This is a genomic window from Embleya sp. NPDC050493, from assembly GCF_044458105.1.
Classification (GTDB): Bacteria; Actinomycetota; Actinomycetes; order Streptomycetales; family Streptomycetaceae; genus Embleya.
This window is the reverse complement of record NZ_JBITHP010000002.1, coordinates 141058-162537: the sequence shown is the minus strand read 5'-3', so window position 1 is coordinate 162537 and position 21480 is coordinate 141058. Positions and strand designations below refer to the sequence as shown.

20 protein-coding genes and 1 tRNA gene are annotated in these 21480 nt (G+C 72.3%); 8 read left to right on the top strand and 13 right to left on the bottom strand.

The annotated features are described in order from the left end of the window. Positions 1-131: 131 nt before the first annotated feature. The 8 genes from ACIBM5_RS04055 to ACIBM5_RS04020 form a co-directional block, all read right to left on the bottom strand. Positions 132-1679 carry a tetratricopeptide repeat protein gene (locus ACIBM5_RS04055; RefSeq protein WP_396005230.1) on the bottom strand — a complete coding sequence of 516 codons (1548 nt, stop codon included), beginning with the start codon at positions 1677-1679 and terminating at the stop codon, positions 132-134. A 142-nt stretch (positions 1680-1821) separates the two neighbouring features. Next, positions 1822-3183: a YhgE/Pip domain-containing protein gene (locus ACIBM5_RS04050; protein WP_396005229.1), complete on the bottom strand. Its 1362-nt coding sequence runs from the start codon at positions 3181-3183 to the stop codon at positions 1822-1824. Further along, on the bottom strand, positions 3183-3842 hold the full coding sequence (locus ACIBM5_RS04045) for an ATP-binding cassette domain-containing protein (protein ID WP_391582983.1): 660 nt from the start codon (positions 3840-3842) through the stop codon (positions 3183-3185). Before ACIBM5_RS04045 ends, ACIBM5_RS04050 begins: the two co-directional genes overlap by 1 nt. Before the next feature lie 173 nt (positions 3843-4015). Next, positions 4016-4318: a DUF397 domain-containing protein gene (locus tag ACIBM5_RS04040; protein WP_020550640.1), complete on the bottom strand. Its 303-nt coding sequence runs from the start codon at positions 4316-4318 to the stop codon at positions 4016-4018. A 164-nt stretch (positions 4319-4482) separates the two neighbouring features. After that, positions 4483-4558: transfer RNA gene (locus tag ACIBM5_RS04035), tRNA-His, on the bottom strand. 151 nt (positions 4559-4709) lie between these two features. Then, entirely contained in the window at positions 4710-5321 is a 612-nt protein-coding gene (gene orn / locus ACIBM5_RS04030) for an oligoribonuclease (RefSeq protein WP_391582984.1), read from the bottom strand. A gap of 4 nt (positions 5322-5325) precedes the next feature. Continuing rightward, positions 5326-6621 carry a GlxA family transcriptional regulator gene (locus ACIBM5_RS04025; RefSeq protein WP_391582985.1) on the bottom strand — a complete coding sequence of 432 codons (1296 nt, stop codon included), beginning with the start codon at positions 6619-6621 and terminating at the stop codon, positions 5326-5328. A 185-nt stretch (positions 6622-6806) separates the two neighbouring features. Then, positions 6807-7733, bottom strand: a complete 927-nt coding sequence (locus tag ACIBM5_RS04020; protein ID WP_391582986.1) for a LysR substrate-binding domain-containing protein — start codon at positions 7731-7733, stop codon at positions 6807-6809. Positions 7734-7744: 11 nt separating this feature from the next. Between ACIBM5_RS04020 and ACIBM5_RS04015 the strand changes: the two genes are divergently transcribed. The 3 genes from ACIBM5_RS04015 to ACIBM5_RS04005 all read left to right on the top strand — a co-directional run bounded on the left by ACIBM5_RS04015 (position 7745) and on the right by ACIBM5_RS04005 (position 11389). Further along, positions 7745-8857, top strand: coding sequence for a YeiH family protein (locus ACIBM5_RS04015; protein WP_396005228.1), 1113 nt, complete (start codon positions 7745-7747; stop codon positions 8855-8857). A gap of 661 nt (positions 8858-9518) precedes the next feature. Beyond that, on the top strand, positions 9519-10016 hold the full coding sequence (locus ACIBM5_RS04010; RefSeq protein ID WP_020550635.1) for a universal stress protein: 498 nt from the start codon (positions 9519-9521) through the stop codon (positions 10014-10016). A gap of 176 nt (positions 10017-10192) precedes the next feature. After that, positions 10193-11389, top strand: a complete 1197-nt coding sequence (locus ACIBM5_RS04005) for a MerR family transcriptional regulator (protein WP_396005227.1) — start codon at positions 10193-10195, stop codon at positions 11387-11389. 22 nt (positions 11390-11411) lie between these two features. Here ACIBM5_RS04005 and ACIBM5_RS04000 read toward each other — a convergent pair whose 3' ends face one another. Continuing rightward, the gene (locus tag ACIBM5_RS04000) at positions 11412-12077 is read right to left on the bottom strand and encodes a TetR/AcrR family transcriptional regulator (protein ID WP_396005226.1); all 666 of its coding nucleotides are present in this window, start codon (positions 12075-12077) and stop codon (positions 11412-11414) included. Positions 12078-12251: 174 nt separating this feature from the next. On the opposite strand from ACIBM5_RS04000, the gene ACIBM5_RS03995 reads away from it, so the two are divergent. After that, positions 12252-14717, top strand: a complete 2466-nt coding sequence (locus tag ACIBM5_RS03995) for a beta-glucosidase (protein ID WP_396005225.1) — start codon at positions 12252-12254, stop codon at positions 14715-14717. Between the two features lie 337 nt (positions 14718-15054). On the opposite strand, the gene ACIBM5_RS03990 is transcribed toward ACIBM5_RS03995, so the two are convergent. Beyond that, complete coding sequence (locus tag ACIBM5_RS03990) at positions 15055-15258, bottom strand: hypothetical protein (protein WP_396005223.1); 204 nt, start codon at positions 15256-15258, stop codon at positions 15055-15057. A 212-nt stretch (positions 15259-15470) separates the two neighbouring features. Between ACIBM5_RS03990 and hemC the strand changes: the two genes are divergently transcribed. Beyond that, complete coding sequence (gene hemC / locus ACIBM5_RS03985) at positions 15471-16370, top strand: hydroxymethylbilane synthase (protein ID WP_396005222.1); 900 nt, start codon at positions 15471-15473, stop codon at positions 16368-16370. A gap of 101 nt (positions 16371-16471) precedes the next feature. On the opposite strand, the gene ACIBM5_RS03980 is transcribed toward hemC, so the two are convergent. Further along, positions 16472-16951 (bottom strand): hypothetical protein, encoded by a 480-nt coding sequence (locus ACIBM5_RS03980; protein WP_396005221.1) that lies wholly within the window; start codon positions 16949-16951, stop codon positions 16472-16474. Positions 16952-17303: 352 nt separating this feature from the next. Here ACIBM5_RS03980 and ACIBM5_RS03975 point away from each other — a divergent pair, with 352 nt between their 5' ends. Then, positions 17304-17852: a hypothetical protein gene (locus tag ACIBM5_RS03975; protein WP_396005220.1), complete on the top strand. Its 549-nt coding sequence runs from the start codon at positions 17304-17306 to the stop codon at positions 17850-17852. A 54-nt stretch (positions 17853-17906) separates the two neighbouring features. Here ACIBM5_RS03975 and ACIBM5_RS03970 read toward each other — a convergent pair whose 3' ends face one another. Then, positions 17907-18149: a hypothetical protein gene (locus tag ACIBM5_RS03970; protein WP_396005219.1), complete on the bottom strand. Its 243-nt coding sequence runs from the start codon at positions 18147-18149 to the stop codon at positions 17907-17909. Positions 18150-18281: 132 nt separating this feature from the next. Here ACIBM5_RS03970 and ACIBM5_RS03965 point away from each other — a divergent pair, with 132 nt between their 5' ends. Then, on the top strand, positions 18282-18488 hold the full coding sequence (locus tag ACIBM5_RS03965) for a hypothetical protein (RefSeq protein WP_391582996.1): 207 nt from the start codon (positions 18282-18284) through the stop codon (positions 18486-18488). Here the strand turns inward: ACIBM5_RS03965 and ACIBM5_RS03960 are convergent. After that, positions 18479-19642: a nucleoside 2-deoxyribosyltransferase domain-containing protein gene (locus tag ACIBM5_RS03960; protein ID WP_396005218.1), complete on the bottom strand. Its 1164-nt coding sequence runs from the start codon at positions 19640-19642 to the stop codon at positions 18479-18481. The two genes, ACIBM5_RS03965 and ACIBM5_RS03960, sit on opposite strands and share 10 nt — an antisense overlap. A 164-nt stretch (positions 19643-19806) precedes the next feature. Here ACIBM5_RS03960 and ACIBM5_RS03955 point away from each other — a divergent pair, with 164 nt between their 5' ends. Beyond that, positions 19807-21477, top strand: coding sequence for a protein kinase (locus ACIBM5_RS03955; RefSeq protein WP_391582998.1), 1671 nt, complete (start codon positions 19807-19809; stop codon positions 21475-21477). Positions 21478-21480: the final 3 nt, after the last annotated feature.

Here is a 21480-nt window from a genome sequence, read left to right as displayed (position 1 = left end):
GCCCCCCCCCCCCCCGGCCCCCGCGGGGGCCCCCCCCCCGCCCCCCCGCCCCCCCCCCCCCCGGGGGGGGGGCGGGGCCCCCCCCCCCCCCCCCCCCCCCCACACACGTCGTGACCCACTTCGTCTCGCGACTACTTCTTCTCGCCGGCCCTCTCGCCCGGTGCCTCGTCCGGCTCTTCGTCGCGTCCCCCGGTCGATTCCCCGACCGGGGTGACCTCATCCGCCGAGCCGGCCGAAGCGGCACCGGCCGGCGCCGACGTCGGCCGAGCCGGCGGACTCACGTGCGTCGGCTCGTCGTCGGGCGCCACGCTCGACACCCGAGTCACCGCACTCTCCGGCGCCTCGTCCCGCGCGGATGCGGATGCCCCGGCCGGCCGACCCGAAGCGGGCTCCGGGGCCGTCTCCTCGGTCGCGAGGGGCCGCGCGGCCGGCGCGGCAGCGTTCTCCTCGGTGTCCGAGGTGAGCCCGGCCACCGGCGCGAACGCGGTGACGTCCCCGTCCGGCTCCACGGGCGGCGGCGCTACGACGCCCCCGGCTCCGGGCCCGACCGAGACCACCTCGGTCGGCGCGGCCGATGCGGCCGGCGACGGCGACGCGACGTCGGCCGACGGAATCGGCCCGCCGGCCTCCCCGGCCGGCTCCGGCCGCTTCGCCTTCGCCGGTCGAGCAGGCTTCGGCACCTTCGCCGCCTTTGCCGGCTTCGGCGGCTTCGCCGGCTTGGGCTCCTTCGCCGGCCGCCCCGCCCGCACCGAGCTGTTGCCCACCGCCGTGGCGAACGTGGGCGCCGGGTCGTTGGCCTTGGGCCCGTAGGTCCACCACATCAGCCCGCGTCGAGCGTTCTCGGTGTCCGGGTGCTGCTCGCCGAGCACCCGCGTACAGTCCGCGACCAGCTGGGTCAGCAACGTCCGGGCGCCCAGCGGGTCGCCGGACTCGCCGGTCCAGTGCGCGTGGTTGTGCCGTATCACCAACGTGTCGTGGTGGTCCGGCCCCAGCACGCGCGTCGCGTCCTCGACGAGGTGCATCAGCGCGTCCCGAGCCACCGACACGTCGCCGGCCTCGCCCGCCCACATCGCCCGGTCGTGCCGCGCCGTCAACGCCGCGGGGTCGTCCGGCTCGTGCACCTCGCCGCGCTCGTCCGCGATCGCCGCCATCAACCGGGCAGCCTGGATCGTCTCGCCGGATCGGCCCACCCAGTGCGCGTGCTGGTGTCGGATGGTCAGCGTGTCCGGATGCACCGGCCCGAGCGCGTCGGTCGCCTCCTCCACGATCGGCCGCAACATCCGCGCCGCGCCCGCGGCGTCGCCCGACTCGCCGATCCATCGGGCCCACCCGGCACGCACGTTGAGCGTCTCGGGATCGTCCTGACCGAGCACCAGGACACAGTCGGCCGCCACGTCGCGCGCCAGCGATTCGGCGGTGACCGCATTCCCGGACAACCCCAGGCAGTAGGCATGGTTGTGCCGGGCCAGGAGCGTGTCGGGATGCTGCGGGCCGAGCACGCGCGCGTAGTCGCCCGCGAGCTCGCCGAACATCCGAGCGGCCTCTGCGGGCCTGCCCTCGTCACCGACCACCCGGGCCCACGCGGCGCGCGCGTCGAGCGAACCGGGGTGCTCGGGCCCGAGTTCCCGCACCCGGGTCTCGGCCTCGGCCCTCAGTTTCTGTATCTCCTGCTCGTTCATCGCCGCTGATTCTCCCTCCTCCACCACAGGTGGCAAACCCGCGGTACCCCCTGATTGTGGGCGACGTGCACGGAGCGGGCGTGGTTGCGCTCCCCGGGTACAACCGTACGGGGGAGCGAATTGACCCATCGGTAGTGCGTGGTCACAACTCCACGGCCGGTTTCAGCGACGCCATCGTCCACATCCGCCGATGCCGGACCACGAACACGGTTGCGATCAGCGCCACCACCAGATAGCCGCCGAGGACCGCGAAGGCGACCGCCAATCGTTCCCCTTCACCACCCGTGAGGGTGACCCGCAGACCGTTCACCAGGTACGTCATCGGCAGCACCGGATGCAGCGCCTGGAACGGCTCGGGCGTCGTGGTGACCGGATACAACCCGCCGCACGAGGTGAGCTGGAGCATCAGCAGGACCAGGATCAGCACATCCCCCACCGCGCCGAGCGCGGCCCGCAGGAACTGCGCGATGGCCACGAAGGTGACCGCCGCCAGGGCGATCAACAGCAGGCTCAGACCGGGATCGTCGGCGTCCAGTCCGAGCCCGAGCTGCACCACCGCGTACAACACGAACGCACCCGCCACGCCGAGCGCGGCGGCGGGCAACCAACCGGCGAGGGCCACCTTGACCGCGCCCGCACGCCCCGCGAGCGCATGCGGGTTGTACGGCCGCAGGAGCAGGAAGCCGACCAGCCCGAACACCCACAGCGCGATGCCGAAGAAGAACGGCGCCAACCCGCGGCCGTACAGATCCGCCGGATGCAGGTTCGTCACCTCGATCGTCACCGGCGCGCCGAGCACCCGCGCGTCCTCGCCCGCGGCCTGCGCCGGCGGTGGAGCCGGCACCGCCTCGTTCAACCGGGTCAGGCCGCCGGCGAGCTGCTCGGCTCCCTCCCGGAGCTGATCCGGCGGCGCGGTGCCGACGCCGCCGGCCAATTGCCGCGCATTGTCGGCGGATCGGGCCAACTGATCCTTGAGCTCCCCGGTCTGCCCGTACAGCTGCTGCACCAGCGTGCTCTGCGTGGTGGCCGAAACCTGCTGCTGGAGGCGGGTCTTGGCCACCTCGGCCATCTTGCCGATGATGAAGCCGTTGGCGTCGTCGAGCGTCATGAACAACTTCGCCTGCCTGGGCTGCGCCGAGGCCGTGGTGGCCAGCGTCGCGCTGAAGTCCGGCGGCACGGTGACCACGAAGTGGTAGTCGCCGTCCTCCAAGCCCTTGCGGGCCTGCTTCGCGTCGGTGACCTTCCACTTGAAGTTCTCGTCCGTGCGGATCACCTCGGTCAGCCGGCCGCCCGCGTCGATGTGCTGCCCGCGCACGTCCACCGGCCGGTCCTCGTTCACGAACGCGACCGGGACCTGGTTCAGCCGGCCGTACGGATCCCAGTTGGACCACAGGTACAGCGCGCCGTACAGGGTCGGCACCAGCATCAGCATGACCGGGACCAGCCGGGGCAACGGCCCCCGGAAGCGCCGTAGTTCGAGCCAGGCCAGGCGCAGCACACCCATCAGGCGGTACCGCCTCTCGGGTACAGGTGGTGTCCGGGCAGGTCCACCACCACGTCGGCGCCGCGCGGCGCATCGGTCGCGGTGGCGACGACGGTGATGCCGGTGTCGGCCAACTCGCGCAGGGCCCGCCACGCGCGCAGCAGGTCGGCGCCCGCGATGCCGCTGTCCACGTCGTCGACCAGGACCGCGCCGGGCCGGTCGGCCGCGGCCAGCGCGACCGAGAACAACAACTGGTCCACCGCGGCCAGGTGCTCGACCAGGACCCGGTCGGGCGGGTCGATCCGCAACAACTCGTACATCCGGGCCAGCGCCGGTTCGGTGGGCCGGCCGCCGCCGACGGCCCGGCGCTCGGCGACCGTCTCGGCGACGAACAGGTGGGGTTCCAGGTCCAGGCCGGGGCGGGCGCGGGCCACCGCGGTGTGTGCCCGGGCGGTCGCGGCGCTGCGGCTGCCCGCGACCGTCACACTGCCGGCGTCGGTGCGGAACCGGCCGCCGAGCGCGAGCAGCAGCGAGGTGCGGCCGGCGCCGGCGGGCCCGACGAGCACGGTCAGGCCCGCCGCGGGCGCGGTCAGCCGGACGTCGCGAAAGATCGTGCCGTCCGGTCCCGATGCCGCCAGGCCGACCGCGCTGATCTCCACCCCGGAGGTGGTTGTGGACACGGATCTCCCTCGTCGGTGGGACGTCCACCGAGGGATAACCGGTACACGGACTGCCAAACGGGCGAAACGGATGACGCCCGTGGCCCGCCGGTCTGACGAAGCGTCAGGTCAGCCGCCGGGCGGGACGGCGGGCGGACGCCGGGCGGCGCCCGGAGCGAACCTCGGCGAAGGCGTCAGCCGCGCTGCTCCGGCAGCGGCTCGGCGAGCCGGTCCAGGTCGAACTCGCCGTCGCGCACCCCGAGCACGAACGCGGTCCACTCGCCCTCGGTGAACCGCAGGATCGGCCCCTCCGGGTGGATCGAGTTGCGCATCGCCATGCCCCCACCGGGCAGTTCGGCGGTCTCCACGATGCCTTCGCCGGTGGTGTCCTCGCCGTAGCCGATCCACGTGACACCGCTGATGTCCATGGCGTACAGCGCGGCCTTCTCGTCGTCCAACTGCTGCCGCGACGGCTGCTCGGACTCGCCGGTGCTCATGATCGAAACCCTCCCGATGACGCATGCGTAACCCTCAGGTGACCGCACGCTACGCCGCACGCGGCGCCGCACACAACGCGAACGGCGACATCGGGCACATCGAGGCGACAACCGGCGCAAAACGAGCGAGGCCCCGAGGCACTCGCGTGCCTCGGGACCTCGTCTGGGGTGAGTGACGGGACTTGAACCCGCGACTTCCTGGACCACAACCAGGTGCTCTACCAGCTGAGCTACACCCACCATCGCCGGGGCGTTCCGTCCCGGCGAGGAAAAGTGTACAGGCTCGCGGAGGCTGCTCGCCGCAGGGTTTCCGCGAGGCCGATCCGGCGCCCCGCGCGGCATCGATTCCGGGCCCGGTTCGGCGGCGTCACCAGGATCCGCCGGATACGGCCTACGCGTGTTCGGCCGGCTTGTGGCCGTACTTGGCTGCGATCGCCTTGGCCGTGTCGCTGTCCGGACCGGGGTCCGGGACGAAGATCGCCTCGCGGTAGTACCGCAGTTCCTCGATGCTCTCGTGGATGTCGGCCAGCGCGCGGTGGTTGCCGGCCTTCGGCGGGCTCTGGAAGTAGACCCGCGGATACCAGCGGCGGGCCAGTTCCTTGATCGAGGAGACGTCGATCACCCGATAGTGCAGGAAGGCTTCCAGGTCGAGCATGTCCCGGGCCAAAAAGCCCCGGTCGGTGCCGATCGAGTTGCCGCACAGCGGTGCCTTGCGGCCGTCCGGGACGTGCTTCCTGATGTAGGCGAGCACCTCGGCCTCGGCCTCGGCCAGGCTGACGCCCGCCTCCAGCTCCTCCAGCAGACCTGAAGCGGTGTGCATTTTGCGCACCACATCGGGCATGCCGGCCAGCGCCTCGGCGGGCGGGCGGATCACGACGTCGACACCGTCGCCCAGGATGTTCAGCTCGGAGTCGGTGACGAGGGCCGCCACCTCCACCAACGCGTCCCGGGACAGGTCGAGTCCGGTCATCTCACAGTCGATCCAGACCAAGCGGTCGTTCATAGGGTCACCCTACGGCCCGGGCACACACCTCCTCGTCGCCGGTCTCCTCCGGGCTGCGGGTGCGGAAGGTCTCCCGATAGGAGGCCGGCGGGACACCCAGTTGTTTGCGGAAATGTCCGCGCAGCGCGACCGGCGAGCGGAACCCGCAACGGCGGGCGATCTCCTCGACCTGGAGGTCCGTGGTCTCCAGCAGCCGCTGGGCCTGGAGCACCCGCTGGGTGAGCAGCCATTGCAGCGGAGCGCTGCCGGTGAGGGTGCGAAAACGCCGGTCGAAGGTGCGCCGACTCATGTACGCGCGAGTCGCCAACTGTTCGATGTCGAAACGCTCGGCCAGGTTCTCCAGCGCCCACGAGATGACGGTGGCCAGCGGGTCGCCACTGATCTCCTCGGGCAGGGTCAAGTCCATGTACTGCGCCTGACCGCCGATCCGGTGGGCGGGCACGACCAGTCGGCGGGCGAGCGCGTTGGCCGCGTCCGGGCCGTGGTCGAGGCGGACCAGGTGCAGGCACAGGTCGATGCCGGCCGCGGTGCCGGCGCTGGTGAGGATGTCACCGTCGTCGACGTACAGCTCGCGGGGGTCGACCCGGACCTTCGGGTAGCGCTTGGCCAGCGCGGGGGCGTACATCCAGTGCGTCGTCGCCGGACGGTCGTCCAGCAGGCCGGCCGCGGCGAGCACGAACGCGCCGCCGCACAGGCCGACGATCCGGGCTCCCTCGCGGTGCGCCCGGCGCAGCGCCTCCAGCACGGGCGGCGGTGGCATCCGGGACGGCGAGTGCCACGCGGGCACGATCACGGTGCCCGCCCGGGCGAGGGCGTCGAGGCCGTACGGCGCGATCAGTTCGACGCCGCCGGTGGTGCGGAGCGGTCCGGGTTCGGCCGCGCACACCAGTAATCGGTAGTTCGGTACGCCGGCGTCGCGTCGATCCACCCCGAACACCGATATCGGGATCGAACTCTCCAGGATCGGCGAGTTCGCGAACAGCAACACCGCGATCGTGTCCGGGCGACGTCGACCGAGCAGCGGGCGCTCGCGCCCCGGAGCCAGGACGCCCTCGGCGTCGGGGTCGTACTCGCCGTCGAAGTCGATGTCGTCGGTGAGGTCGCCGTCGTCCTCGATCGAGTCGCTCTCGGGCGGAGCCTCGGACAGCACGGTGGACGCCGCGACGATCACCACCGCGTCCGCATCGCCGACCGGGACGGCATCGACGCCGTCGATCGCGGCGATCTCGGCCGGGTGGTCGGCATCGACCACGCGGGCTCGCCCTCGTCGCCGGTCCTTACGGCTGTCGATCCTGCTCATGGCCCCGATCGCCCCCTTCACCCCTCACGCCCCAGTAGGTCACAGGCGTCACTCACGTAACCCAAGATCGGAACTTACTCTCTCTTACCTTGTCTATGCATGGTGTTCTCTACGTGACGTTATGTAGATATGCGTGTTTGTGACGGTGGTCACATCGCGGAACTTGTCGACATTCGTCGGAGCCGTCAGGCCCCGGGGCGCCTGCGGGCCGCGTGCAGGAGGTGCAGGGCCGCCTCCGGCAGTTCCCGACCGCGCGGCCAGACCGCCCGCAGGATCCGGTCGAGGGCGGGCAGATCGGCCATCGGCACGGCCACCAGACGCCCGTCGGCCAGGTCCTCGCGGACCGCGAGATCGGACAACACCGCGGGCGCGGACCCGGCGATCGCCGCCGAGCGCAACGGCGCCGTCGCGCCCAACTCCAGCGCCGGCACGGCGACTCCGTCATAGGCGGCGAGGGCCCGCTCCAGCGTCTCCCGGGTGCCCGAACCCGCCTCGCGCAGCAGCAGTGGCGTCGCGGCCAACTCGGCCGCGGCGATCGGGCGCCGCCGCCGGGCCCACGGGTGGGTCGGCGCGACCACCACCACGAGCCGATCCCGGCCCACCTCCGCGGACTGCAGGTCGCGCGGAACCCACGGCCCCTCGACGAAGCCCAGGTCCGCCTCGCCCGCCCGCAGTGCCTCGATCACGTGCAGGCTGTTGGTCACCTGCAGGCCCACGTGCACTCCGGGCACCGCCTCGCGCAGCGCGGTCAGCCACCCGGGAACCAGGTGTTCGGCCACGGTCAGGCTCGCCGCGACCCGCAGCCGGTCCTCCTGCCGGGCCTTGAGCGCGGCCGCCCCCTCCACGAGCGCGTGCGCCTGGTCGAGCACGCCGCGGGCCCAGTCGGTGATCACCAGACCGGCGGCGGTGGGCACCGAGCCGGTGGTGCTGCGCTCCAGCAGTCGCACCCCGAGCCGCCGCTCCAGCGTGCGCATCCGCGCACTGGCCGAGGGCTGGCTGATGCCGAACCGGCGGGCCGCGCTGCCCAGGCTGCCGCTTTCGGTCACCGCGACGAGCAGTTCGAGCGTGTACAGGTCGGGCAGTCGGTCCGAGGGACGCGCCGGCGAGGTCATAGCCAAACCCTATGACCTACCAGGCAATCGACCGCTACCCGGACGAGTGCGCCGGGTCGAGGGTGGGATTCATGACCCTGACCGCCGCGCACCGCACGCACCGCACGCAGCTTTCGGCCGGCTCCGAGCCGGCGAAGCCGCGCTTGTGGCCGGGGCTGCTCGCGGCGGTGCTCGCGGTGGCCGCGAGTTGGGGTGCGCATCGGGCCTGGCCCGGCCTGCCGATGCTCACCGTCGCCGTCGCCCTGGGCATCCTCGCCGCCAACGTGCGCGCGCTGCCCGCCGCGACCGCACCGGGGCTGGGCTTCGCGGGCAAGCGGTTGATGCGCGCCGGGGTGGTGCTGCTGGGCCTCAAGCTCGCCCTCGGCGACATCGTCGGGCTCGGTTTCGCGCCGGTGGCGATGGTGATCGGGGTGGTCGTCCTGACCTTCGTCGGCACCCGGTGGCTGGGGCGGCGGATCGGTCTTCCCGGTGATCAACCGCTGCTGATCGCGACCGGCTTCTCGATCTGCGGCGCCTCCGCCGTGGCCGCGATGAACGGCGTCAGCGACAGCGACGAGGAGGACGTGGCCACCGCCGTCGCGCTGGTCACGCTGTGCGGGAGCCTGGCGATCGTCGCGCTGCCGCTGCTGCGGGCGCCGCTGGGCCTGGATGCGGTGCGGTACGGCGGCTGGGTCGGCGCGAGCGTGCACGACGTCGGCCAGGTGGTCGCCGCCGGCGGCGTGGCCGGGCCGGTCGCGCTGCACACCGCGGTGGTGGTCAAGCTGATGCGGGTGCTGCTGCTCGCGCCGATCGTGGTGGGCACCGGGTACGCGCTGCGCCGCCGGGCCGCGCGAGCCGGCGACACCGGGGCCGCGGGGGCGCGGCGGCCGGCCCTGATGCCGCTGTTCGTGGTCGGCTTCCTGGCCATGGTCGGCGTGCGCAGCACGGGTCTGCTGCCGACCTCGGCGCTGGAGGTCGCGGGCACCGCGCAGGACCTGCTGTTGGCCGCCGCGCTGTTCGGCCTGGGCAGCATGGTCGACCTGAATCGGCTGGTGCGCACCGGTTGGCGGGCGCTGCTCCTGGGCTTCGCGTCCTGGGTGCTGATCGCCGGCGCGGCCTACGGCGGCGTGTTGCTGACCATGTGAGCGCCCGCGAACCGGCCCGCCGGCGGACGAGTGGAGGCCGCCGACGGGCACGCGCGTCCGGGAGTACGTCGAACCCGCCGACGGCCCGGCGCGTGACGGGCCGTCAGACAGGTTCGACGTCGGCGCCGCGGCGCGGGTCGGCGTGAGGGAGGGTCGGCGTCCAACCTGCGGATCGCCGCCCGTTTCGACGCGGTCGCCCGGACGCACGGTGTCGTCCTGACCAACGCTCGGGCGGGGCCCGGGGTAACGCCCGTTCCCTCCTGCGGCGTCAGCGCGCACCCTCGAACGGGCCCGAAGCCGCCCCGTGCGGTCTCCGCGGCCGGCCCGAACGAGCCCGGCAACCGGCCCGAACCGGGCCGCCGACCGCCCTCGGTGAGTGCCGGGAACCGACTGCGACCGGATCACAATCACCCACACGGCTGCCCGGGTCTCCCCATTCACGGCGTTGTCCGGCTAATGTGCGTGTCTCGCCGAGGCTTTGTCGGGGGCGCCATCCCCGTGCGTGGTCCGGCGAACCGCACCGAGCCCCGACCTGCACGCGTCGTGGTGTCGTTTTTGTCCGGGAGAACCCCGGTCGACACTTCGAATGTGCGGGTCGGCGCAGTAATCTGGTACCAGGAAGCCCCGAGGCGCCCCTCCACAGCAAAGACGCCCGATTCCCATGGCTGCTTTCGAGTTCAGTGACCTTCCGGACGGCACTCCGTTGCTCCGTCCCGACTCTCCTCATCAGCGCGATCCCGCGTTCCAACATCCCGTCGTGGTCGGTTTCGACGGGTCCGAGTCCAGCGAACGTGCCCTGGCGTACGCGTCCGGCATGGCGCGCAGGCTCGGTGGCGGGCTGGTGATCGTGCATGTGGCCAACCGGATTCCGGCCACCGTGTGGGCCGGCTGCGAGCCACCGGTCTTCATCGACGTGCCGGACAGCCGCTCCGAGGCCCTGGGCCTGGAGCTGGCCTGCGCGGATCACCTCAGCGACGTGCCGTGGATCCTGGTCGAGCGCGGGGGCGACATCTGCCACGAGATCGAGGACGTCGCGCGCGAATTCACCGCCGACGCGATCGTGGTCGGCGGGTCCACCGGGCTGGCCAGCCGGATCTTCGGTTCGGTCGCGTGCCGCCTGGTCAAGCACGCCAAACGACCGGTCGTGGTGATTCCCTGACGGTCCCCGCGCGCGCGATCCGGGCTCCGCCGTGATCTCGCCGCTCGTTTTCCGTGTCTTCCGGCGCCTTTCCCGGCGTCCCGTGATCGAACCTCGATCGGATCCGCATCGAACCTCGAACACATCTGCATTACGTTGGCCGCGGACACGGGGCACGAGGATCGTGAGGCACGAGGTTGGCGGAGTACCGGATCGAGGACCTCGCCCGCGAGGGGGGCACGACCGTACGCAATGTACGCGCGTACCAGGATCGCGGGCTGTTGCCGCGGCCGAGGCGACAGGGGCGGGTGTCCCTGTACGACGACGGCCATCTGGGCCGGCTCCGGCTGATCGGCCAGTTGCTGGAGCGCGGCTACAGCCTGGTGAGCATCAAGGAACTGCTCGACGCGTGGGACGGCGGGCGCAGTCTCGGCGCGGTGCTCGGGCTGGTCGCCGAGGCGAGCGGGCCGTGGAGCGACGAGACGCCGGAGCGGATGACCCGGGCCGAGCTGATCGCGATGTTCGGCGGCCTGTCCGATCCCGTCGCGCTCGCCGGGGCGGTGCGGCTGGGGTTGCTCGAACCCGAGGACGACTCGCTGACCGTGTTCCGGGTGCCCAGTCCGCGCGAGCTCGCGGTGGGCGCCGAGCTGCACGCGGCCGGCGTACCGGTGGCCGCGGTCACCGAGCAGCTGCGGATGTTGCGTGCGGCGATGGAGCACGTGTCCGAGGGGTTCGGTCGGCTGATGGAGTCGCATCTGCTGCCCGCCGACGGCGACGCGGACGAGACGGCGGAGATGATCCGCCGGATGCGACCGCTGGCGCTGCGGGCGGTGGAGGCCGAACTGGCCCGGGCAATGCGCCGTACGGCCGCGCGTCGGCTCGGCGAGGAGCTCGGGAAGGTGTTGCGCGAGGAGCCCGAGCCGACCCGGGGCGGGCCGGAGCCGGTCGGCGACGAGGAGCCCGCGCTCGATCGGCACCCGTTCATGTCGGACGCGTGGATCGCGGCGGTGTCCCGGCTCAGCCGGCTGATCACGCCCGATCCGGAGAAGCGCACGCCGCATCCGGCGATCGTGGACATCGTGGTGAGCGACGTGCCGGAGCGGGACGACCCGGCCGAGCTGCACCTGGACGTCTTCCAGGGCCGCGTGCTGGTGCGCCCGGGGTTGTTGCCGGGTCCGGATCTGGTGGTGCACATGGACTACGACACCGCGCGCCGGGTGATCCTGCTCAACGACCGGCACGCGCCGCGCGAGGCACTGGCCACCGGTCGGATGACCGCCCGGGGCGATCTGTTCGGGCTCACCGTCTTCCGCGAGGCGCTGGCCGGCCTGTCCAACTGGGACCTGGGCGCGGTGCTGCGCGAGCTGACCGCGGGCGAGGGCACGACCGCGTAGCCGGGCTCGGGCCGGGCTCGGATCAGGCCCGGATGCGGCGCAGCAGGTGCTCCACGTAGTCGCGGAACAGCGTTGCCATGTCCACGTGTTCGGGGTCGAGCAGCCATTGCAGTTGCAGGCCGTCCATCATCGCGAAGACCTGCGCCGCGACCGCGGGCGGATCGACGTCCGCGCGCAGCTCGCCGGATGCCCGGCCGGCCTCCAGCGACGCGGTGATGCTCGATCGCAGCACCGCGTAGCGGTCCTGGGCCCAGTCGTGTGCGGGGTGGTCGGTGGTCACCGCTTCGCCGGTGAGCACGGTGAAGAGCTGGACCAGCCCGGGGATGTTGCGGTTGTGCTCGGCGAGTTCGGCGAGCTTGCCCAGGGCCGCCTCGCCGCCGAGCGGGAGCACGCCCAGGTCCAGATGCTCCATGTCCATCCGATCGCGCAGGTCGAGCACCGCCATCAGCAGCTCCTGCTTGCTGCGGAAGTGGTGCAGCAGGCCGGCCTGGGTCAGTTCGGCGCGCTCGGCGATCCGGGCCAGCGAGGTGCCGCGGTAGCCGTTCTCGGCGAACTCCTGGAGCGCGATGTTGAGGATGCGGGTGCGTCGGGCGTCCCCGGACGCGTATCCGCGGCCGCGCGGTCTGGCCCGGGCGGCCCGGCTCGGGGTCGGCGGGTTGACGGGGAGGTCCTCCGGTTGTGCGTCCATGTGGTCATCCTGCCGTGTCCCGGCGGGAGCCTGTCGAGGTGTATGTCACGTCGCGATAACAAAGCTACCGTGCAATAGGTTTTGCGACTACCGTACGACGGGATCCTCCGGGCGACTCGTTCGGCGGGTCGCCCGGACCGCGGGTCGATCGGCTACGCAAGCGGAAGGCAGACGATGGCGTCTCACAGCACCCCCACCGACAACGAGCCCGGCGACGACGAGCTGCGCGACCTGGTGGCGCGGCTGACCCTGGAGGAGAAGCTCTCGCTGATCGTCGGCGAGGACTTCTGGTCGCTTCCCGAGATCCCGAGCATCGGCCTGCGCAAGCTGCGCGTCTCCGACGGCCCGGTCGGCGTCCGCGGCGTCACGTGGGACGAGCGCGACACCTCGCTCCTGTTCCCCAGCCCCACCGCGCTCGCCGCCGCCTGGGATCCCGAGGTCACCCGCCGAGCCGGCTTCGTGATGGGCGCGCAGACCCGGGACAAGGACATCCACGTCCTGCTGGCACCGACGGTGAACCTGCACCGCAGCCCGCTGGGCGGTCGGCACTTCGAGTGCTACTCCGAGGACCCGCTGCTGACCGCGCGGATCGCGACCGCCTTCATCGAGGGCGTGCAGTCCGCCGGTGTCGGGGCCACGATCAAGCACTTCGTCGGCAACGAGACCGAGGACGACCGGATGTCCTACGACTCGCGGATCGACGAGCGCTCGCTGCGCGAGGTCTACCTCGTGCCGTTCGAGGAGGCCGTGCGCACCGGTCGGGTCTGGCTCGTGATGAGCGCGTACAACCGGGTCAACGGCGAGACCATGACCGAGAACTCGCGGCTGGTCAACGGCGTGCTCAAGGACGAGTGGGGCTTCGACGGGGTGGTGATCTCGGACTGGATGGCGGTCCGCTCCACCGAGGCCGCCGCCGCCGGCGGCACCGACATCGCGATGCCCGGTCCGGCCAAGGTGTGGGGCGAACCGCTGCTCGCCGCCGTGCGCGAGGGCCGGGTCGCCGAATCGCTGATCGACGAGCGGGTCACCCGGATCCTGCGTCTCGCCGCCCGGGTGGGCGTGCTGGGCGAGCGCACGCCGGCCGCGACCACCACGCCCGCGGACGCGGTCGCCACGCTGCGCGCGATCTCCGCGCGGGCGATGGTGCTGCTGGGCAACGACGGTACGCTCCCGCTCGACCCCTCGGCGCTCTCCCGCGTCGCGCTGATCGGCCCGAACGCGCTGCGGCTGTCCGCGCAGGGCGGCGGCAGCGCACACGTGAACCCCGCGTACGTGGTCTCGATCCCCGAGGGCCTGCGGGCCGCACTCGGTGAGAACGTCGAACTGACGCTGACCGAGGGTGCGTTCACCCACCGTGCGCTCGCCGACCTGTCCCTGGACACGGCCGTCGACCCGGAGAGCGGCGAGCCGGGCCTGCGCGCCGAGTTCCTCGACGCCGCGGGCACCGTGCTCTCCTCCGAGCACCGGTCGGGCTCCAGCCTGATGTTCTGGCCGGACAACATTCCGGCCGGGGCCGCGGTGATCCGGCTGCGCACGACGGTCACCCCGACGGTGTCCGGGACCAACATCCTGGATGTGCGCGGCGCGGGCCGGTTCGAGGTGAGCATCGACGGCGCGACCCGCACGGTGGACATGACCGCTCCCGAGGGCACCGACGTGATCGAGATGATCATGCGACCCGAGGCCACCCGCATCGAGGTCGAGGCGACGGCCGGCACGCCGATGGGGATCCGGGTCGACTTCAGCCAGGGCGAGCGGTTCTTCATGGCCGCACTCGGTCTGGGTTGGGCGGATCCGCGTCGGTCGGACGAGGCCGAACTGGAGGCCGCGGTCGAGGCCGCGCGGGCCGCCGACGTCGCCGTGGTCGTGGTCGGCACCACCGACGACATCGAGTCCGAGGGCTTCGACCGCGAGAACCTCGCGCTGCCGGGCCGCTCGGACGAACTGGTGCGCCGGGTCGCGGCGGTCAACCCGAGGACCGTCGTGGTGGTCAACGCGGGCTCGCCCGTGCTGATGCCGTGGCGGGACGAGGTCGCCGCCGTGCTGTGGGCATGGCTGCCCGGCCAGGAGGGCGGCGCGGCGCTGGGCGACGTGCTCACCGGGGTGGTGGAGCCGGGCGGCCGGCTGCCCACGACCTACCCTGCGGCCGAGGCCGACGTACCGGTCTACTCCACCGCCCGGGTGAACGACGAGCACCACTACGCGGTGCAGTCCAGCAACATCGGCTACCGCGCCTGGGCCCTGGGCGAGGCGGCGCCGGCGTACCCGTTCGGGCACGGTCTGGGCTACACGACCTGGGCGTACGAGCAGGTCGCGGTCAAGGGCGACGCGAGCGGCGTGAGCGTCGAGATCACCGTGGCCAACACCGGCGGGCGGGCGGGTCGCGAGGTGGCGCAGGTGTACCTGGAGACCGCCGACGGCACGCTGATGGGTCGGCCGGAGCCGATCCGCCTGGTCGGCTTCGCCGCGATCGACGCCGAGGCGGGCGCGCGGGTCACCACCACGGTGCACATCGACGCACGCACCCTGGCCCGCTGGGACGAGCGGGGCGCGGCGTGGACCACCACGCCGGGCGCGTACACGCTGCGCGTCGGCCGCTCGGTGGGCGACCTGCGGCTGAGTGCGGACCTCGTGCTCTAGGCCGTGTCCGGTGGATCTCGGTGGGTGAGGTCGCGTCGTCCGGCGCCGTGGCTCGCCGTGCCGGAGAAGCAGTCGCACAGTGGTTCCACTCGGCTGTTTCTCCGGTGCGGCGAGACGCGGTACCAGGCGGCGCGACCCCACCAGGATCCGCCGGACACGGCCTGGTGCCGCGGTTCCCGGGTCGAGGCGGGCTGCCTCTCGGCCCGGAGCCGCACCGGTGCGCCCGGGACGGCGCACCACCGGAACACGGCCGCATCGGGCCGGGGAGTCACGGCCCCGCCCGGTGCGGCCGTCCGCGCGGGCGCACCCGGGGCCCGTGCCGGCCGCCGACGGAGCGTCAGCAGCGCTGGGCGAAGGCCGGGTCGATGAAGCCCGGCAGGTCGGCCCCGTTGCCGCGGATGCCGCCCGCCGTGTCGATCGTGTCGGCCCGGACCGTGTGCGTGTCGGCGCCGGCCGGGGCGGCGACCACCACGGTCGCGCCGACGATGGGAGTCGCGATGACGGCCGTGCTGACCAGAAGGCCGCGGACGATGCGCTGCATGGGACGGTTCCTTGTCTCGATACGGACGCTCTCGAACGCCGAGAAGGGCGCAACCCGCCAACGCGGCGAACCGCCCGAAGGACACGAGGGTTGAGCCGAACGGCAGGTCCGGCCGACTTCCCGACCGACCCGCGGGTCGGCGTCCCACGTTCGAGGGATCGGGCCGGGGGAAAATGCGGTGCCGGGCGCGCCGCAGGCCTACCGTGTCGGCCATGCAGCTCCGCATCGGTACCCGGTCCTCCCCCATGGCCCTCGCCCAGGCTCGGCTCGTCGCCTCCCTGTTGCCCGGACGTCCGCACGAACCCGTCGTCGTCCCGATGTCCACCAGCGGCGACCGCTGGGGCGGCAGCCTGGCCGAACTCGGCGGCAAGGGTGCGTTCGTCAAGGAACTCGACCGCGCGCAGCTCGACGGGGAGGTGGACCTGGTCGTGCACTGTCTCAAGGACATGCCCGGCGACGTGCCGCTGCCCGACGGGCTCACCGTCGCCGCCTACCTGCCCCGGGACGACGTGCACGACTGCGTGGTCGGCGCGCGGTTGGCCGACCTGCCGCCCGGCGCCCGGGTCGGCACCAGCTCGGTCCGGCGCGCGGCGCAACTGCGGCGCAGTCACCCGCGACTGACCGCGGTGCCGATCCGCGGCTCGGCGAACACCCGGCTGGCCAAGCTGGACGCGGGCGAATACGACGCCCTGATCCTGGCCGTCGCGGGCCTCGAACGCATCGGCCAGGGGCTGCGCATCACCCAGATCCTGACCACCGGTCAGATGTTGCCCGCGGTCGGCGCGGGTGTGTTGGCCCTGCAGTGCCGCATCGACGACGCGCCCGTCCTGGCCGCCGCACGGGCCCTGGACGACGCGCCCACCCGGGCCTGTGTCGAGGCCGAGCGCGCCCTGCTGCGCGAGTTGCGCGGCCACTGCCACAGCCCGATCGCCGCCTACTGCACGGGCACCGAGACCGGCCTGACCCTGCACGCGGCGGTGTACTCCACCGACGGCGCGGATCTGCTGGAGGCCACCGACCACGGTGCCGAGCCGGACAAGCTCGGCGTCGTGGTGGCCGGCGAACTGCTCGCCCGCGGCGCCCGAGCGCTGATCGACGCGATCGCCCACTGAGCGCGGGCCGTCCCGCCGGCCGCATCGGGTCGCGGCGGCGGGACGGCCCGTTCACGCCGGTCCGCCGTGCCCCCGCACGGCTCGACCGTCGTCGGGTCTGCTCAGGTGTTCAGGCACTTCTGCACGGTGGTCTGCAACTCGGACGGCAGCTTGTTGGTCCGGGCGTACTCCTGGTCGAACGCGTTCATCTGGGCCTGGCTGTACTTGCCCTGGAGTTCGGTCAGCGCGCACTGGCAGTACCGGGTGTTGTTGTTCGACGTGCTCAGGCAGCCGTTGAGGAAGTTCGTCGAGTAGAGCGAACTCCAGTCGTTGCCGCCACCGCTCGCACCGGTCGAGGTCGGCGAGGCCGGCGCCGTCGTGCGCGGGCGCGACGTGGTCGGTCGGCTGCTGGTCGGCGGCGGGGTGTCCTCGTCGGTGGCCCGGCCCGTCGGAGTCTTCCCCGTCGCCGTGGCGTCCGAGCTCGCCTCGGTGGTCTTCGGGGCCCCGAGCCCACCGAAGCCGCCGCCGTCCCCGTCGCTCCCACATGCTCCGACCGCGCAGGTCAGCATCACCGCGATCAGCCCGACTTTGATGGTGCGCATGCATTTCCCCCTAAAACGATGTTGGTCGTGACTCTCCTCCCCCGGCTCCGCCGGTCACAAGGGAATCTTTTCGGCCATTGCGTAATGGTTACGTCGCCGCGACCGTTACGACGCCCAGGACGTACCGCCGCCACCGCCGCCCCTCGCTCGGCTCGGGGTCGAATCGGCGCGAACCCGGCATGCCGGCCCGCGCGGCCCCGAATGGTGGGCGACAGAAACGCCTACCGCTCGACAAACATGTGCAAACCGGGCACCAACGTGCCGATCGTCACATTCCATGGCGTTTATCGATCGAATCTGTTCACTATGGACGGGTTGCCTCCCGTCGGACGGCAGAAAGGAACGGCACATCATGAGCTTGACGCCCGAGCACGTGGCCGCGCTGCGCGGTCTTGCCGCCGATGTCTCGGCCCTCGGCGCCGCCGGCGCCCAGCGGCACCCCGCCTTCGCCGGCTCCGCCGGTTCGATCGCCGATCGCGCGGACGCGCTCGCGAGCGAGGCACCGCCGTTCCACAAGGTCGCGCTGCGCCGCATCGGCGACGCGATGCGCGCCTGCGCGGAGTCCCGCGAGGCGGGCGACCCCACCCGGGTGGCCACCGCCCAGCGCACCGCCGCGCACCTGGCCGACCGGCTCGTGCACGCGCTCGACCGCTACGCCTCGGCCTCGCCGACCGCGACCCCGGCCACCTGCACCCGCTGCAACGAGCCGTACATCGCCCAGTTGATCCCCACCCAGCGGCGCTACCTCTCGCGCATCGACGCCCCCGTGTCCGGGCACGTGTTCAACGCGGCCGGCACCACCTACGTGGTCGAACGGCACGTGCTGTGCGCGCTCCAGGACGTGCCCGGCCCGGCCGACATGTCCGAGTTCGAGAACCTGGACGACCTCGACAACGCCTGAGCCGGGCGCGCCGGGCGCACACGACCGAGGCCGGGTCCCCGAGGGGGCCCGGCCTCAGTCGTCGCCGTGGTCCTTCCTGTCCTTCCTCAGCCGGCGCAGGTACTCGCGCGTCCACCCGGTCACCTTGACCACCTCGGACTGCTTGACCCCCGCGGCCATGGCCCGCACCGCCGCCCGTTTGAGTTCTCGACGCGCCTCTTCGTGCGCCTTCTCGGTCCTTCGATACGCCTTCGCGGCCCTGGTCAGGCCCGCTCCGGCGGAATCGGGGTGCTCCCGGTCGACATCCTCGTGATCCACCCTGTCAGGATGCCATATGGGCCGCCACCCTCGTAGGCCAACAGAGTTGACATTTCCACAGACAAGAAGGAAACTGGAGACCGAATCGAAGGTGAACGGAAGGTTAACGTCACCAGTCACGGAGGAGCCGACATGCTCAAGACCCTCACCGCCCCCGCCATGTGCACCCGTTGTGGCGAGCCGTACGTCGCGGCGCTCAGCCCGCGCCCGCTCGTCACCGTGCAGACTCCGGCGTTCCGCACCCCGGAGATCGTCGGCGGCCGGCTGATGACCGTCGACGACACCGTCTGCCTGGTCGAGCGGCACGCCCCCTGCACGGGCCTGGGCAACTACCGCTGATCCTCGGCGGCGCCCGTCAACACCGCCGCCAGCATCCCCAGCGTCGACCAGTCGACGCGCTCGCACCGCAGCAGTTCGCCGTACGTCGTGATCTCGACGTCAGTGCGTTCCCCGTCCCCGGCCACACCATGTGGGCCGGGGTCGCTGCGTAGTACGGCCAGTTCGGCCTCGGTGAGTTCGGCCGAGTACACGTGCGCGTGATGCGCCGTCAGGGTGCCCGCGAGTTGCCGCGAGCCGTGCGGGCGCAGCCGCTCCGGCGACAACGCCAGACCGGTCTCCTGGCCGACCTCGGTACACCCGTCCGCCGCCGTGTACCCGCTCCCGCCCGGAAGTTCGTGCACGAAGCCGTCCTTCGTACGGGCCGCCGAGCGGAACTCGCGCACCAGCACCACGGTGCTCGCCGTGAGCGGCTCGGCCCGCCGGTAGAGCACCACCGCGGTCACGTCCGGCCGGCCGAGCACCACCTCGTCGTCCTTGACCCGACCGCCCTCGGCGGCGATCGCCACCTTCACGTGCGCCGCCCACAACCACGTGGCCGCGCCGCGCCGCCACACCCACGCGATCCGGCCGCCGAGCAGCGTGTTGCCCGCCGCCCGCTGGGCCGCGTACCAATCCTCGAAGGCCCGGGTCAGCCACACGTTCAACGGGATGTCCCGCTCCCCGCCCGTGCGCGGCGCGCCGAGCCCGAGCGCGTCCAGCGCGGTGTCGACCGTCGCGGGCAGCGTGTCGCATACCGGCACGTCGTGACCGAGCGCATAGGCCCGCTGATAGCGCACGTGCGGTGCGTCCGGCGGAGTGCCCAGCACCGCGCGGCCCGAGTCCTTGAGCCAGCCCCACTCGTCGTTGGTGGTCAGTCCGGGCAGGTCGCGCAGATCGCGCGGGATCCAGAAGAGCACCCGATCGCTGCGGTCCAGATTGCGCAACTCCCAGTCCCGCTGCACCTGATGCGTGGGCCACGACTGCCCCTCGCCGGGCTCGGGCACGAACACCACCAGGCGGCCCGGCCGGCGCCGGCGCTCCCGGATCAGTTTCAGCGCCGCCGGTCGCCAGGAGGGCACGTGCGCCGCGCGGGGGGTGGGGCCGGCCAGGAAGACGCTCGCATCCCACGCGTCCGGCGGCTCGTCGGGCGAGTTCACAACCACGATCTCGGTCATGGCCTCGACCGTAGTGGCCGTCACCGCAGGTGATCGAGGGTCGCCGCGATCTCCGTGGGGCCGACCCGATCGGCGTGCGGGTGGTGATGTCGCATACCGTTCCCCGCACGCACGCTGCTACGAAAGAATCACATCCATACGGCGCGTACGGGGAGGCGTTTGCGGTGGCTCAGTTGTGGCTTGGCAGCCGATATCGGCTGGACAAGAGGCTGGGCTCGGGAGGCAACGCGACCGTGTGGCGGGCCTGGGACCAGAAGATGCAGCGGTTCGTCGCGGTCAAGGTGCTCAAGGAGTCGTTCGGGGCGTCCAACAACAGCGTGGACCGGTTCGGCCGCGAGGCGATCATCGTCGGCGGGCTGTCCTCGCCGAACATCATCGTCGTGCACGACCAGGGCCGGAAGGAGGTCGTCGAGCGCCGGACCGGTCCCGGGCCGACCGAGCCGGAGCTGTCCGACCGGGAACGGCTCGACCGCGAGCGGCTCGATCCCGAGACCCGGGTGTTCACCCACGAGGCCGAGACGGTGCACGACGCGCAGATCACCTCCGCGCTCGGCCCGGGACCGGCCGACATGCGCCGCACCGACGGCAAGGTCATGTATCTGGCGATGGAGCTGATCACCGGCCGCTCGCTGGCGCAGCTCGTCGCGGACGGCGCATGGCTGCCGCTCGGCCACGTGGTCGGGTGGGCGATCCAGCTGTGCGAGGGCCTCGACGTCGCGCACTCGGGCGGCGTGCTGCATCGCGACATCAAGCCCGCGAACGTCATGGTGACCTCGCGCGGCGTGGTCAAGGTGCTCGACTTCGGCATAGCGCGATACATGGAGAAGGTGTCCTCGCGCGCGGGCATCACGATGCCCGGAAGCATGATCGGCACGCCCGCCTACATGTCGCCCGAGCAGATCCTCGGCGGGCGCATCGACGGCCGCGCCGACCTGTACAGCGTGGGCTGTGTGCTGCACGAATTGTTGACCGGTGCGCCGCCGTTCGGCCTGGACCGTCCGCATTCGATGATGACCGCCCATCTGCAACGCGCACCCGAGTCGGTCCGCAACACCCGGCTGGAGGTGCCCGAGGACCTGGCCGCGCTCGTGCTCGCGCTGCTCGCCAAGCGACCGGAGAACCGGCCGGCGAGCGCGGCGGAGGTGTGCGATCGGCTGTTGGAGCTGTCGGTCGTGCCGCCGCGCAACCTCGCACCGCAACCGTGGGGAGTACCGACCTCGGACCCGATCGTGGCGGAGGATCCGCGACCGACGGGGGACGAGCCGGTCCGGCTGGTCCCGAACGTGGCCGAGCCGCGCCCGGTCCACGCGAGCGACTCGCTCCAGGCGCTGCGCGCCGAACTCGGGCAGCGGATGCGCGAGTTCGGGGTGGACCACCCGGATACGCTGATGCTGCGCGAGCAGTTGGCCGCGCGGCTGGGCAAGGACGGGGATCCGGTCGCGGCGATAACCCTGCTGCGCGGGGTGATCTCCGACGGCGGACGGTTGCGCGGCGCGCTGTCCCCGGACACGCTGCGCGCCCGGCGGGCACTGGCGCACTGGACCGGAAAGGCGGGCCGCCCGGCCGACGCGGCGCAGTTGCTGAAGAACCTGCTGCAGGATCAGGTCCACGTGCTGGGCACCGACCACCTGGAGACCCTGCGGGTCCGCCGCGAACGGGCCCGCTGGGACGGCGAGGCGGGCAACTACGTGGGCGCGGTGCTGCATCTGCGTGCGCTCGTCCCGGACGTCATCCGGGTGCTGGGGCCCAATCACGAGCTGGTCATCGAGGTCTGGGACGACCTCACCCACTGGGAGCACCGCCTGGACGGCTACGGCTTCCGGGACGAGGCGTGAGCG

Coding starts and splice junctions, on each gene's coding strand:
- hemC (WP_396005222.1), top strand. CDS start 15,471: ATGCAGCTCCGCATCGGTACCCGGTCCTCCCCCATGGCCCTCGCCCAG.
- ACIBM5_RS03995 (WP_396005225.1), top strand. CDS start 12,252: ATGGCGTCTCACAGCACCCCCACCGACAACGAGCCCGGCGACGACGAG.
- ACIBM5_RS03960 (WP_396005218.1), bottom strand. CDS start 19,642: ATGACCGAGATCGTGGTTGTGAACTCGCCCGACGAGCCGCCGGACGCG.
- ACIBM5_RS04020 (WP_391582986.1), bottom strand. CDS start 7,733: ATGACCTCGCCGGCGCGTCCCTCGGACCGACTGCCCGACCTGTACACG.
- ACIBM5_RS04055 (WP_396005230.1), bottom strand. CDS start 1,679: ATGAACGAGCAGGAGATACAGAAACTGAGGGCCGAGGCCGAGACCCGG.
- ACIBM5_RS04050 (WP_396005229.1), bottom strand. CDS start 3,183: ATGGGTGTGCTGCGCCTGGCCTGGCTCGAACTACGGCGCTTCCGGGGG.
- ACIBM5_RS03975 (WP_396005220.1), top strand. CDS start 17,304: ATGAGCTTGACGCCCGAGCACGTGGCCGCGCTGCGCGGTCTTGCCGCC.
- ACIBM5_RS04010 (WP_020550635.1), top strand. CDS start 9,519: ATGGCTGCTTTCGAGTTCAGTGACCTTCCGGACGGCACTCCGTTGCTC.
- ACIBM5_RS03990 (WP_396005223.1), bottom strand. CDS start 15,258: ATGCAGCGCATCGTCCGCGGCCTTCTGGTCAGCACGGCCGTCATCGCG.
- ACIBM5_RS03965 (WP_391582996.1), top strand. CDS start 18,282: ATGCTCAAGACCCTCACCGCCCCCGCCATGTGCACCCGTTGTGGCGAG.
- ACIBM5_RS04025 (WP_391582985.1), bottom strand. CDS start 6,621: ATGAGCAGGATCGACAGCCGTAAGGACCGGCGACGAGGGCGAGCCCGC.
- ACIBM5_RS04000 (WP_396005226.1), bottom strand. CDS start 12,077: ATGGACGCACAACCGGAGGACCTCCCCGTCAACCCGCCGACCCCGAGC.
- ACIBM5_RS04015 (WP_396005228.1), top strand. CDS start 7,745: ATGACCTACCAGGCAATCGACCGCTACCCGGACGAGTGCGCCGGGTCG.
- ACIBM5_RS04040 (WP_020550640.1), bottom strand. CDS start 4,318: ATGAGCACCGGCGAGTCCGAGCAGCCGTCGCGGCAGCAGTTGGACGAC.
- orn (WP_391582984.1), bottom strand. CDS start 5,321: ATGAACGACCGCTTGGTCTGGATCGACTGTGAGATGACCGGACTCGAC.
- ACIBM5_RS03980 (WP_396005221.1), bottom strand. CDS start 16,951: ATGCGCACCATCAAAGTCGGGCTGATCGCGGTGATGCTGACCTGCGCG.